The following is a 13,318-nucleotide window of genomic DNA, read 5'->3' on the forward strand; positions in this document are numbered from 1 at the left end:
CGAACTGGCTCGCGGAGCCGGGGACGAATCCATGTCATCTACTGACGCCGCAAACGCACCCGCTGCAGACTGGACCCAGGGTGAGCAGGACCTGGGTCCTCTTGCTTGGGTGCTCGATGAGTTGCGCAAGTCCCTCGACGGCGCCGTCAAGGCCATGCGCCGCTTCGTGCGCGACGCCGAGCTGGCACGCGAATCCGATCTGGCGTCGCTCGACGCCGGCACGTTGCGCATCGCGCGGCAGCAACTGCACCAGGCCAGCGGGGCGCTGGAGATGGTGGGCATGGGCCCGCCCGCGCTCGTGCTGCGTGCCATGGAGGCAGCGGTGCAGAAGTTCGTGCACCGGCCCGAGCTGTGCAGCGACGAAGCCGCCGGCGTGATCGAGCGCGCGAGCTTCGCGCTGGTCGAATACCTGGAAAGCGTGCTGGCGGGCAAATCCGTCTCACCGGTGGCGCTGTTTCCCCAATACCGCGATGCCCAGGCGCTGGCGGGAGCGGAACGTGTGCACCCGGCCGACCTGTGGCCGGTGGAGCGGCGCTTTCGCGAGCCCGACTTCGCCGTGTCCGTGCCGCCGCTCGAATACGGCCCCGAGGCGCGTGCGCGGCTCGACTCGGCCGTGCTGCGCATCGTCAAGACGGGCGACCTGACCGCGGCAAGCGATCTGCGCGACATCTGCCTGGCCTTCGTGGCATCGCAGTCGGACCGCCAGTCGCGCGCGTTCTGGAAGATCTGCGCGGGCTTCTTCGAGGCGCTCTCCAAGGGCCGCCTCAACCCCGATCTGTACGTGAAGCGCGTGGCCTCCCGCGTGCTCATGCAATATGCCACCCTGGCCAAGGGCGATCCGACCATTGCCGACCGGCTGGTGCAGGACCTGCTCTTTTTCTGCTCCCAGGCGCGGCCGCTGGCGGCCAACGAACCCGCGGGCGATGGATCGGCCCTGCAGGCCGTGCGCCAGGCGTTCGGCCTGGACCGGTTCAAGGCCGTCGATTACGAAACCCCCCGGTTCGGGCTGTTCGATCCGGCGCTGCTGGCCCAGGCGCGCAAGCGCATGTCGGCCGCCACCGAAACCTGGTCGGCCCTCGCAGGCGGTGACCGCAACAAGCTCAAGCCGGCCACCGACCAGTTCAGCCTGGTGTGCGATTCGCTGTCCAAACTGCACCCGGGCAGCGATAGCCTCGCCAAGGCGCTGACCCGCGCCGTGGAAGTGACCACCCGCTCCGGAGAGCCTCCGTCGCCGGCCCTCGCCATGGAAGTGGCGACGGCCGTGCTGTACCTGCAGGCCACGTTCGAAGAGCTGGACTCGGCACACGAATACATGGCGGACCGCGCCGCGCGGCTGGCGGAGCGGCTGGACAACGTGACCGCGGGCGGCGAATCGGCCCCCCTCGAGCCCTGGATGGAAGAGCTGTACCGCCGCGTCAGCGACCACCAGACAATGGGCAGCGTGGTGGACGAGCTCCGGTCCACGCTCGGCGAAGCCGAAAAGGCCCTGGACCAGTATTTCCGCAGCCCGGACGACCTGTCCACGCTGGCGCCCGTGCCGGGCCGCTTGGCGCAGATGCGCGGTGTGCTGTCGGTGCTGGGCCTGGACCAGGCATCGCTGGCGGTACTGCGCATGCGCGACACCGTCGAGCGTCTGCTGATCGGCCAGGTTCCCGAATCCGAGCGCCAGCAGGTGTTCGAGAAGCTGGGCAGCAGCCTGGGGGCCCTGGGCTTCCTGATCGACATGCTGAGCTACCAGCGCACCATGGCCCGCAAGCTGTTCGTCTATGACGAAGAGCTGGGCGAGTTGCGCATTCTCATGGGCCGCACCCGTGGCCGTGCCACCGATGCGCCCGAGGAACTGATCGCCAAGGTCGAAGAGCGCGGCCCCGTGGTTGCGCCCGAAATCGTTCCCCGCGTGGAGCCCGCTCCCAAGGTGGTGCAGGAGTCGCTGGGCGAACTGGCCCCGACGCTGGAAGAAGTGCTGGAATTGCCTTCCTCCGCAGCGGCGCTGGCCGAGGCTCCGCCGGCCGCCATCGAACCCGTGGAGAGCCTTCCTCCCGCGCCTGCGGCGCCCGCACCGGCCCCCGTGGCGGCTGCCGATGCCACGCAGGACGATGAGGAAGACGAGCTGCTCGACATCTTCCTGGAAGAAGCGCGCGAAGTGGTGGCCAACGGACTGGCCGCGGTCGACGCCCTGAAGGCCAAGCCGGCCGACCTGAGCGAACAGACCACGCTGCGGCGCGCGTTCCACACGCTCAAAGGCAGCTCGCGCATGGTGGGCCTGGATGCCTTCGGTGAAGCGGCCTGGTCGATGGAGCAGGTGCTCAACGCCTGGCTGGCAGAGCAAAAGCCCATGCCCCCGGCCCTGCTGCAGTTGTCGGGCGAGGCCTTGCGGGCCTTCGGTGCCTGGGCGGACGACATTGCTGCCGGCGATGCCTCGGCCTGGCAACCCCGGGCGTTCAACGCATCGGCCGAAGCCATGCGCGACACCGGCACCTTCCTGCCGCTGGCCGTGCCCTCGGCCGGTGGCGTCGTGGCCGAAGCGGTGGCCGAGCCGGTGCCGACCGTGGCCGAGGACCTGTCGGAGCCCTTGCCCGAGATCGATCTGCCTGTCGAAACGCCGGAGGTGCAGGCCACCCCCGCTGCTGCCGAGACCATCGAACCCGCGACGGCATCCGTGCCGGCCCATGAGTTCGACCTGATCCTCGAAGACGAGCCGCCGATGCTCGACTTCGCAGACACCGAAATGCCGGAGCTGGCCGGAGCCGAACCAGCGCCGCAAGAGCCTGCGCAAGCCGCAGCGCCCGAAATGGCCGAAGACATCGACTTTTCGGTGTTCGCCGAGGCCCTGGCAGAAGAGTTGCCCCCGGTCGCCGAGGCCCCTGCGCAGGAGCCGGTGCAGGACGTGCCGCTGCCTTCGCTCGACGACGTGCTGGTGGACGCGGCAGAACCTGCGGCGCTGTCCGAGCTGTCGCAGGCCGAGCTGGCCGATCTGGCGCTGGACCTGCCCGACGACCTGGCGGCCGAGGCCTTGCCCGAGCTGGCCGCGGATGACTCTCTGCTGGACGTGCCCGAACTGGAGTCCGACGCGGCAGGTGCGTTGCCGGACACCGCCGCCCACCAGGACGATCTCGCAACCGGGCCAGAACCGCAGCCCGAACTCGAGCCCGAAATGGCCTCCGTGCGGGACATGGTCGAGGTCGTGGAAGCCATGGAGGATGGGGTCGAGGATGTCCCGGCCGAACCGGTCCCCGATGCCGACGCCGACGCCGACGCCGAAGCGGCCGCGCAGGACGAGGCGGTGAAGGTCATCGAGACCTTGCGCATCGGCATCCCGCTGTACAACGTGTACCTCAACGAGGCCGACGAATGGTCGCGCCGCCTGGCCACCTGCCTGCAGGAATGGGCGTTGGAGCTGCACGAACCGCTGCCCGACACGGCCGTGGCCCTGGCGCACTCGCTGGCCGGCAGCTCGGCCACCGTCGGCTTCCATGCCCTGTCGGAAATGGCGCGCGCCCTGGAGCATGCGCTGCAGCACGTGCAGCTGCGCGGGGAAGGCACGGCCGACCAGGCCCGCGTGTTCCTGGCGGCGGCCGACGACATCCGCCGCCTGCTGCACCAGTTTGCCGCAGGCTTCCTGAAAGAGCCGAACCAGCAGGTGCTGGCCGAGTTGCGCGAGATCTTGCAGACCGAGGTCGGCAGCGGCCTGGCTGCGCTGGAAAGCGAGAGCGAGGCCCTGGCCGACGAGCCTGCGCAGGCCTTGCAGGAACTGCCCCCGGCCGAAGCACTGGATGCCGAACCCGTGCAGGTGCCGGCGGTCGAGGAGACCGCCGAAGCCGACGTGCCGGGCGAAGAGGCTTCGCCGGAACCGGTGCAAGAGGCCCAGACGGATTCCGCAGAGGCCCCGTCCGAGTCCGAAGACGTGCCTGCGCCGGTGGCCCGCGGCTACGTGGCGCCTGCGTTGTCGGTCGTGGTGTCCAACCCGTACGACGACGAGGTGGACGCGGCCATCGCCCATGCGGTGGCGCAGTCGTCCGATATCGACGACGACATCGACGCGCTGGACGTCATCGACCCGGACCTGTTCCCCATCTTCGAGGAAGAGGCGATCGAGTTGCTGCCGGTGCTGGGCGCCGCGCTGCGGCAGTGGGCCGCCCGGCCCGAGAACCTGGGCGCCCGCAGCGAACTGCTGCGCGCCCTGCACACCCTCAAGGGCAGCTCGCGGCTGGCCGGTGCCATGCGTTTGGGCGAGATGGCCCACCGCCTGGAGTCGGCCGTCGAACAGATCGATGTCGAAGATCCCAAGGCGGAGCTGATCGAGCCCCTGCTGGCCAGCTTCGACGGCCTGCAGGCCAGCTTCGATGCGCTGCGCAAGATCGGCTCGCAAGGCCTGGTCGAGCCCGTGGCCGTGGCACCCGTGCCCGCCTCCGAGCGGCAGGACTTGTCGCCGTCGGCGTCGGCCGAGGCCCCCGAGGCACCGGTGCTGCAGAAGCTGCCCGCGGTGCGCCTGCCGGCGGCCTCGCAGCTCACGGCCGTGCGGCCCGTGTCGAGCCAGTCGGTGCGCGTGCGCGCCCAGTTGCTCGACCGGCTGGTCAACCAGGCGGGTGAGGTGATGATCGCCCGTTCGCGCCTGGATGTGCGGCTGGGGCAGATGAAGGGTTCGCTGGCCGATCTGTCGGGCAACCTGGATCGCCTGCGCCAGCAGCTTCGCGACATCGAGGTGCAGGCGGAGTCGCAGATGCAGTCGCGCCTGGCGCTGTCCAAGGATTCGGCCGCAGGCTTCGATCCGCTGGAGTTCGACCGCTTCACGCGGGTGCAGGAACTGACGCGCATGATGGCCGAGTCGGTGAACGACGTGGCCACGGTGCAGCGCAACCTGCAGCGCTCCATGGAAGGCGCGGAAGATGATCTGATCGCGCAGGGCCGCCAGGCCCGCGAACTGCAGCGCGACCTGCTGCGCACCCGCATGGTGGAGTTCGAAGGCATTTCTGAGCGCCTGTACGCCGTGGTGCGCCAGGCGTCCAAGGAGACCGGCAAGCAGATCAAGCTGGACATCTCCGGCGGCTCCATCGAGATGGACCGGGGCGTGCTGGACCGCATGACGCCCGCCTTCGAACACCTGCTGCGCAATTGCGTGGCCCACGGCATCGAGGCCCCCGAGGTCCGGACGGCCGCGGGCAAGCCGGCGTCGGGCACCATCACGGTGGACCTGCACCAGGAAGGCAACGACGTCTCGGTCGAGTTCCGCGACGACGGCGCGGGCCTGAACATCGACCGCATCCGCGCCAAGGCCGTGGACCAGGGCCTGATCCCCGCGGACGCCGAGCTAAGCACGGCCGATGCCGCCAACCTGATTTTCACGCCGGGCTTCTCGACGGCGAACGAGATCACCGGTCTGTCCGGGCGGGGCATCGGCATGGACGTCGTCCGGGCCGAAGTCAACGCCCTGGGCGGCCGCATCGAGACCCACACCACGGCGGGGCAGGGCACCTCCTTCCGCATGGTGCTGCCGCTCACCACGGCCGTGACGCAGGTGGTGATGCTGCGCGCGGGCGACCTGACCATCGGCGTGCCGGCCAACCTGGTGGAGATCGTGCGCCGCACGACCGCCAGCGAGCTGGACGCCGCCTACCAGCATGGCGCGTTCGAAGACGGCGTGGAGGCCTTGCCCTTCTTCTGGGCGGGTGCCTTGCTGCAGTCTTCGCAGCGCAGCAGCGAGACCTCGGGCAAGACCCGTCCGGTGGTGGTGCTGCGCAGCGCGTCGCAGCGCATCGCGGTGCACGTGGACGAAGTGCTGGGCAACCAGGAAGTGGTGGTGAAGAACCTCGGGCCGCAGCTGTCGCGGCTTCCGGGTCTGGCGGGCATGTCGGTGCTGGCCTCCGGTGCCGTCGTGCTGATCTACAACCCCGTGGCGTTGTCCACGGTGTACGGCGACCAGGTGCGGGCCCAACTGGCAGCGCTGTCGGCGCCGGCCGGCGGTGCCGAAGCGCAAGGCGGCGGCGATGGCGAGCGCAAGGCGGCGGTGCCGGCCCTGTCGGCGGCCAGCCAGGTGCCCCTGGTGCTGGTGGTGGACGATTCGATCACGGTGCGCCGCGTCACGCAGCGCCTGCTGCAGCGCGAAGGCTACCGCGTCGTGCTGGCGGCCGATGGCCTGCAGGCCCTGGAGCGCCTGCAGGAAGAGCGCCCGACCGTCGTGCTGTCCGACATCGAAATGCCGCGCATGGATGGCTTCGATTTGGCGCGAAACATCCGTGCCGATGCGGTGCTGCGCGATCTGCCGATCATCATGATCACCTCGCGCATCGCGCAAAAGCACCGCGAGCATGCGGCCGAACTGGGGGTGAACCACTACCTGGGCAAGCCGTATTCGGACGAGGAGTTGCTGAGCCTGGTGCAGCACTACGCGCGGGCAGCCGCCGAAGCGGCCGTGGCCTGAGCCGCCCCGCTGCCACCGCCATGAGGGCCGCTTTCGAGCGGCCCTTTTTCTTTTCATCCAGCGGGCCGACCGCACCATGTCCCGACGGCTGTCGGCATGGTTGCGCGCTGTCTCGCCAAGGCCATCGCGCCGGCATTCGCCGCCGCCGGGTCAGTCCTTTGCGGCCTTGACCACCCCGTACCGCGCGAGCGTGCGTTGCCGCGCCTCGTCATGGTCCACCACCGGGCGGGGGTAGTCCTTGCCCAGCACCACGCCCGCCGCCTGCAGCTCCAGGGGGGGCGCTGTCCAGGGCGCATGCAGCGCCTTGCCCTGCAGGCCCGACAGTTGCGGCAGATAGCGGCGGATGAACTTGCCGTCCCGATCGAACTTCTCGCTCTGGCTCACGGGATTGAAGATGCGAAAGTAGGGCTGCGCATCGCAGCCGCTGGAGCTGGCCCATTGCCAGCCGCCGTTGTTGGCCGACAGGTCGAAGTCGTTCAGCTTCTCGGCAAAGTAGCACTCGCCCCAGCGCCAGTCGAGCCCCAGGTCCTTGGTGAGGAAGCTGGCCACCACCATGCGCAGGCGGTTGTGCATGTAGCCCGTCTGGTTGATCTGCGCCATGGCGGCATCGACCAGCGGGTAGCCCGTGCGGCCCTCGCACCACGCGGCGAACAGGGCTTTGGCGTGGGCGCCGCTTTCCCATTCGATCGCATCGTAGGCCGGCTTGAAGCTCGCGCCCGCCACGTGGGGGTGGTGGGCGAGGATCTGGAAGTAGAAGTCGCGCCAGATCAGCTCGCTCAGCCAGGTGGCGGCCTCGGCGCTGCCTTTGCGGCTGCGTTCGTGCGCCGCGCGTGCGGCCACCCGGGGCGACAGCGTGCCGAAGCGCAGGTGCACGCTCAGGTAGCTCGGGCCCTTCACCGCCGGGAAGTCGCGGGCCTCGCCGTAGTGGTCGATGCGGCCGAGGAAGTCCTCGAACAGGGCCTGCGCGCCCTGCATGCCCGTGGGCAGGTGCAGCGACTCCAGGCCCGTGGGCTCGAACCCCAGCGACTGCAGCGACGGCACCCCGCGGCGCAGGCCCGCAGGCCGCGGGGCCAGCCGGGCGGCGTGGCGCTCGACGGGGTAGGAGCTCAGGTAGAAATCGTCGGCCTTGCGCAGCCAGGCATTCTTGTAGGGCGTGAACACGGTGTACGGCGTGCCCGACTGGGTCAGCACCTCGGCGCGTTCGAAGATGCTGTGGTCCTTGAAGGTGAGCAGGCGCTTGCCCATGCCATCCAGGGCGCCGCGCACGCGTGCATCGCGTTCGAGTGCCAGCGGCTCGTCGTCGTGGTTGGCGAACACCGCCTGCACGTCCAGTGCCTGGGCGAGCGCGGGAATGTCCTGGTGGGCAATGGCATGGCGCACGATCAGGCCGCCGTGCGGGTCCTCGGAGAGCGCCCGCAGGGCCTCATCCAGTTCCACCAGGGATTCGCGGATGAACTCCACGCGCCGGTCCGCGCGGGGCAGGGCGTCGAGGATCTCGCGGTCGAAAACGAAGGCGCAATGCACCTGCGCGCACTGGCGCAGGGCGTGGTATAGGGCGGCGTGATCGTTGCTGCGCAGGTCGCGGCGGAACCAGACAAGGCCCGATGAAAAGGTGTGCTCCATGATCGTCGTTAAAATTGCCAAATGCCTGCCGATTCTGCGCCCATGAACCTGACGCACCATTTCTTGATCGCCATGCCGGGACTGGAAGACGCGTCGTTTGCCCGCAGCGTCGTGTACCTGTGCGAACACAGCGAGCGTGGTGCGCTCGGCCTCATCATCAACAAACCCTCCGACATCAGCCTCAAGGGGCTGTTCGACAAGGTCGATCTGTCGCTGCGCCGCGCCGACCTGTCCCAGGAGCCCGTCTTCCAGGGCGGCCCGGTCCAGACCGAGCGCGGCTTCGTGCTGCACGAACCCATGCTGACCGACAGCGTGGACACCGACGAATCGGCCTATGCCTCCACCATGACCATTCCGGGCGGGCTGGAGATGACGACCTCCAAGGATGTGCTCGAGGCCCTGTCCACCGGCGCTGGCCCGCGCCGGGTGCTGGTCACCCTGGGCTACTCGTCCTGGGGTGAGGGGCAGCTCGAATCCGAACTGGCCGAGAACAGCTGGCTGACCGTGGGCGCCGACCTGTCGGTGATCTTCGATACGCCGGTGGGCGAGCGCTACGACCGCGCCCTGGGCCTGCTGGGGCTGCAGTCCTGGATGCTCTCGCCCGACGCGGGGCATGCATGAGCGGCACGCCCGCCGCCGCTCCCTCCGCCCCGCTGGCCGTCCCCGCGCATTTCCAGAGCTTTCTAGCGCTTGACTTCGGTCTCAAGCGCACCGGGGTCGCCGTGGGTTCGCGCCTGCTGCGCACCGCCACCCCCCAGGCCACGATCCGCGCCGAAGGCGATGCCCGCTTCGCGCAGGTGGCCGAGCGCATCCGCGAATGGCAGCCCGATGCGCTGGTCATCGGCGTGCCCTACCACCCCGACGGCGCGAGCCACGAGAACACCGCGCGCGCCCTCAAGTTCGCTCGCCAGCTGCGCGGGCGCTTTGGCCTGCAGGTGTTCGAGGTGGACGAGCGCTACAGCACCACCGAGGCGCATTCGACCGGCGCCCGCGATGCCGACGCCGCCTCCGCCTGCATCATCCTGGAGCAGTTTTTGAGGAATCTTCCATGAGTGCCACGCCCCCCACGTCCCCACCGCCCACCCCGGGCACCCTCGCGCTCGACGCCGAAGCGCTGTACCGCGAGCTGCTGCGCGGCGTGCGCAGCCTGCGCACCGCCAACACCCAACTGGCGGGCATCGCCTCGGGCGGTGCCTGGCTGGCCGAGCGGCTGCAAAAGGACCTGGGCCTGCCGGGCGAGGCGGGCGTGCTGTCGTCGGCCATGCACCGCGACGATTTCTCGCAGCGCGGCATGGCGGTGAGCGCGCAGACGGCGCTGCCCTTCGACGTGAACGGCGCCGACATCCTGCTGCTGGACGACGTGCTCTACACCGGCCGCACCATCCGCGCGGTGCTCAACGAACTGTTCGACTACGGCCGCCCCGCCAGCGTGCGGCTGGCCGTGCTGGTGGACCGGGGCGGGCGCGAACTGCCGGTGCAGGCCGAGTTCGCCGCCGCCCGCGTGGCGCTGCCGGACACGCAATCGCTGGCGCTGGCCCGAACCGAGGCCGGCACCTTCCACTTCCAAGTCCAAGAGGCCTGACGGTGCTGTACAAGCGCAATCCCCAACTGAACGCCAACGGCGAGCTGATCCACCTGCTGTCCATCGAGGGCCTGCCCAAGAGCATCGTCACGCACATCCTCGACACCGCGGCCAACTTCGTGTCGGTGAACGACCGCGAGGTCAAGAAGGTGCCGCTGCTGCGTGGCAAGAGCGTGTTCAACCTGTTCTTCGAAAACAGCACGCGCACCCGCACCACCTTCGAGATCGCCGCCAAGCGCCTGTCGGCCGATGTGATCAACCTGGACATCGCGCGCAGTTCGGCCAGCAAGGGCGAGTCGCTGCTGGACACCATCGCCAACCTCTCGGCGATGGCCGCCGACCTGTTCGTGGTGCGGCACAGCGAATCGGGCGCGCCCTACCTCATCGCGCAGCACGTGGCGCCGCACGTGCACGTCATCAATGCGGGCGATGGCCGGCATGCCCACCCCACCCAGGGGCTGCTGGACATGTACACCATCCGCCACTACAAGAAGGATTTCAGCAACCTCACGGTGGCCATCGTGGGCGACGTGCTGCATTCGCGCGTGGCCCGCTCCGACATCCACGGCCTCACCACGCTCGGCTGCGCCGAGGTGCGCGTGGTGGGCCCGCGCACGCTGGTGCCGACCGACATGGCCCAGATGGGCGTGCGCGTGTGCCACACGCTGGAGGAGGGCATCAAGGACGCCGACGTCGTCATCATGCTGCGCCTGCAGAACGAGCGCATGAGCGGCGCGCTGCTGCCGTCCAGCCAGGAATACTTCAAGAGCTTCGGCCTCACGCCCGAGAAGCTGCAGCTGGCCAAGCCCGATGCCATCGTCATGCACCCAGGCCCCATCAACCGCGGCGTGGAGATCGACTCCGCCGTGGTGGACGGCAAGCAGAGCGTGATCCTGCCGCAGGTCACCTTCGGCATCGCGGTGCGCATGGCGGTGATGTCGATCGTCGCTGGCAACGAGGCGTGATCGTTGCTATGAAATTTATAGCTATATGCCCTAGTGATATCTGCGCTAGCGGCCTTTTTTGCTTAAAACCATGAAGATACTGATCCAGAACGGCCGCGTGATCGACCCTGCCAGCGGCCTCGACCAGACCGGCGACATCGCGCTGGCCGCGGGGCGGGTCATCGCCGTGCAGCGGGTGCCCCGCGACTTCACGCCCAACCGCGTGATCGACGCCACCGGCTGCATCGTGCTGCCCGGGCTGGTGGACCTGGCGGCGCGGCTGCGCGAGCCGGGCCACGAGCACGAGGGCATGCTCGAATCCGAAATGGCGGCGGCCGTGGCCGGCGGCGTGACCAGCCTGGTGTGCCCACCCGACACCGACCCCGTGCTGGACGAGCCCGGCCTGGTGGAGATGCTCAAGTTCCGCGCCGAGAAGCTGCACCAGGCGCGCCTGTTCCCCCTGGGCGCGCTCACCCGCGGCCTGGCCGGCGAGGTGCTGACCGAAATGGCCGAGCTGACCGAATCCGGCTGCGTGGGCTTCGGCCAGGCCGACGTGCCGCTGGCCAGCACCCAGGTCACGCAGCGCGCGCTGCAGTACGCCGCCACGTTCGGCTACACGGTGTGGTTGCGCCCGCAGGAACTGCACCTGGGGCGCGGCGTGGCGGCCAGCGGGCCGCTGGCCACGCGCCTGGGCCTGTCGGGCGTGCCCGTGGCGGCCGAGACCATCGCGCTGCACACCATCTTCGAACTGCTCAAGACCACGGGCGCACGCGTGCACCTGTGCCGCATCAGCAGCGCCGCGGGCGTGGAACTGGTGCGCCGCGCCAAGGCCGAGGGCCTGAAGGTGACCTGCGACGTGAGCATCAACTCCCTGCTGCTCACCGACACCGACATCGGCTTCTTCGACAGCCGCGCTCGCCTGTCGCCGCCGCTGCGCCAGCAGCGCGACCGCGACGCCCTCCTGGCCGCGCTGGCCGACGGCACCATCGATGCACTGGTGTCCGATCACACCCCGGTGGATGAAGACGCCAAGACCCTGCCGTTCGCCGAGGCCGAGCCCGGTGCGACGGGGCTCGAACTGCTGCTGGGCATCGCCCTCAAGTGGTCCGCCGACCACGGCGTGCCGCTGGCGCGTGCGCTGGCCACCGTCACGTCGGAACCCGCCCGCGTGCTGGGCAGCGCCCTGGGCACGCTGCAGGCCAGCGTGGGCCAGATCGTAGAAGGCGGCGTGGCCGACCTGTGCGTGGTCGATCCCGCCGCGGCCTGGACCGTGGAGGCCGGTGCGCTGCGCAGCCAGGGCAAGCACACGCCGTTCTCCGGCTACGAACTGCCCGGCCGCGTGCGCTGCACCCTGGTGGGTGGGCAGATCGCCTTCGAGCGCGGCAGCGAGTGAGCGTGCGCACCGCCGCCACCGGGCCCGCGGCATGAAGCGCCAGGTCCGCGCCGCATGGCGCCTGGTGCGCGTGCTGGCGCATCTGGTGACCGGGCTGGGCACCGTGGCGCTGCGGTTTCCCCGCATGCCGGAAAGCGAGCAGCATGCGCGCGTGCAGGCCTGGTCGCGGCAGATGCTGGTGCACGCCGGCATCACCCTCGACGTGCGCGGCACGCCCGCGCCCCATGGGCCGGTGCTGCTGGTGGCCAACCACCTGTCCTGGCTCGACATCACCGTCATGCATGCCGCGCGGCATTGCCGGTTCATCTCCAAGTCGGACGTCAAGGGCTGGCCGCTGGTGGGCACGCTCGCCACGGCGGCCGGCACGCTCTACCTGGAGCGCAGTTCGCGCCGCGATGCCGTGCGCATGGTCCGGCTGATGCAGGAAGCGCTGGCGCGCCGCGAGGTGCTGGCCGTGTTTCCCGAAGGCACCACGGCCGATGGCACCGCGCTGCTGCCGTTCCACGCCAACCTGCTGCAGGCTGCCGTGGCCGCCGACGCCCCCGTGCAGCCGGTGGGCCTGTGTTTCGTGGAGCGCGCCACCGGCGCGCCGACCACCGCGCCCAACTACGTGGGCGACGACACCCTGGTCGGCTCCCTGTGGCGCACCTTGACCGCAGACGCCTTGGTGGCGGTGGTGCACTACGGCCCGCTGGAGCAGGCGCAGGGCCGCGACCGCCGCGCCTGGGCCGACGATCTGCGCCACGCCGTGGACGCCCTGCGCCGCCCCTGAGCCACGCCCCAAGGCACGCCTGCCGGCATCGCAGCCATCGGCGGCTGCGCCAGTGTCGGTGTCAATGGGTGCGGGCGGGGTCTTCCAGCGGCAGGAGCCGGTTGGCGATCTGCGTGGACTTCACGATGGACGTGCTCGTCGTGGCATACGGCGCGAGCTTGCCCAGGCAAGGGTCCAGCGCTTCGATGTCGCGCAAATAAAGCCGGCAGAAGAATGCGTCGTCGCCGGTGACCTTGTCGCATTGCACGACTTCGTCGATTTCACGAATCACCTGCTCGACCCGGGATAGCTCTCCGGGCAGCGGGCGGACCCGCACGATCGCTGCAATCGGAAACCCAATGGCCTTGGGCGATACCTGGATGGAAAATTTCTCAATCACTCCCTGGTCGATCAGTCGCTTGATCCGTTCGGCGCAACTGGGGTGAGACAGGCCGACCCGCTCGCTGAGCGCTTTCACGGTGGTCTTGGCGTCTTCGTGCAAGGCGCTCAACAGATTCCGATCAATGTTGTCCATATTATTCAAATGAGGTGGCAGCTAAAAATATCTAATTTAATTAGGATGATTGGTATTTGAATCTCATTTTTT

9 protein-coding genes are annotated in these 13,318 nt (G+C 69.2%); 7 read left to right on the forward strand and 2 right to left on the reverse strand.

Translation table 11 applies throughout. From position 1 onward, the window contains the following. Positions 1 to 31: 31 nt before the first annotated feature. On the forward strand, positions 32 to 6,418 hold the full coding sequence (locus AVKW3434_RS07395) for a hybrid sensor histidine kinase/response regulator (RefSeq protein ID WP_284405333.1): 6,387 nt from the start codon (positions 32 to 34) through the stop codon (positions 6,416 to 6,418). Between the two features lie 150 nt (positions 6,419 to 6,568). Here the strand turns inward: AVKW3434_RS07395 and AVKW3434_RS07400 are convergent, their stop codons facing one another. Continuing rightward, complete coding sequence (locus AVKW3434_RS07400) at positions 6,569 to 8,041, reverse strand: cryptochrome/photolyase family protein (RefSeq protein WP_284405334.1); 1,473 nt, start codon at positions 8,039 to 8,041, stop codon at positions 6,569 to 6,571. A gap of 21 nt (positions 8,042 to 8,062) precedes the next feature. Here AVKW3434_RS07400 and AVKW3434_RS07405 point away from each other — a divergent pair, with 21 nt between their 5' ends. From AVKW3434_RS07405 to AVKW3434_RS07430, 6 genes are all read left to right on the forward strand, one after another. Further along, positions 8,063 to 8,662: a YqgE/AlgH family protein gene (locus AVKW3434_RS07405; RefSeq protein WP_272567371.1), complete on the forward strand. Its 600-nt coding sequence runs from the start codon at positions 8,063 to 8,065 to the stop codon at positions 8,660 to 8,662. Beyond that, complete coding sequence (gene ruvX / locus AVKW3434_RS07410) at positions 8,659 to 9,093, forward strand: Holliday junction resolvase RuvX (RefSeq protein ID WP_284405335.1); 435 nt, start codon at positions 8,659 to 8,661, stop codon at positions 9,091 to 9,093. The genes AVKW3434_RS07405 and ruvX overlap by 4 nt, the downstream gene beginning before the upstream one ends. Continuing rightward, positions 9,090 to 9,623, forward strand: a complete 534-nt coding sequence (pyrR, locus tag AVKW3434_RS07415; protein WP_284405336.1) for a bifunctional pyr operon transcriptional regulator/uracil phosphoribosyltransferase PyrR — start codon at positions 9,090 to 9,092, stop codon at positions 9,621 to 9,623. Before ruvX ends, pyrR begins: the two co-directional genes overlap by 4 nt. Further along, positions 9,563 to 10,588, forward strand: a complete 1,026-nt coding sequence (locus AVKW3434_RS07420) for an aspartate carbamoyltransferase catalytic subunit (protein ID WP_498738510.1) — start codon at positions 9,563 to 9,565, stop codon at positions 10,586 to 10,588. Before pyrR ends, AVKW3434_RS07420 begins: the two co-directional genes overlap by 61 nt. Positions 10,589 to 10,658: 70 nt before the next feature. Further along, the gene (locus AVKW3434_RS07425; protein ID WP_272567375.1) at positions 10,659 to 11,960 is read left to right on the forward strand and encodes a dihydroorotase; all 1,302 of its coding nucleotides are present in this window, start codon (positions 10,659 to 10,661) and stop codon (positions 11,958 to 11,960) included. Between the two features lie 31 nt (positions 11,961 to 11,991). Then, positions 11,992 to 12,732: a lysophospholipid acyltransferase family protein gene (locus tag AVKW3434_RS07430; RefSeq protein WP_284405337.1), complete on the forward strand. Its 741-nt coding sequence runs from the start codon at positions 11,992 to 11,994 to the stop codon at positions 12,730 to 12,732. Positions 12,733 to 12,793: 61 nt separating this feature from the next. On the opposite strand, the gene AVKW3434_RS07435 is transcribed toward AVKW3434_RS07430, so the two are convergent. Beyond that, on the reverse strand, positions 12,794 to 13,246 hold the full coding sequence (locus AVKW3434_RS07435) for an Lrp/AsnC family transcriptional regulator (RefSeq protein WP_284405338.1): 453 nt from the start codon (positions 13,244 to 13,246) through the stop codon (positions 12,794 to 12,796). Between the last annotated feature and the right edge of the window lie 72 nt (positions 13,247 to 13,318).

This window comes from Acidovorax sp. SUPP3434 (genome assembly GCF_030159015.1).
Classification (GTDB): Bacteria; Pseudomonadota; Gammaproteobacteria; order Burkholderiales; family Burkholderiaceae_C; genus Paracidovorax.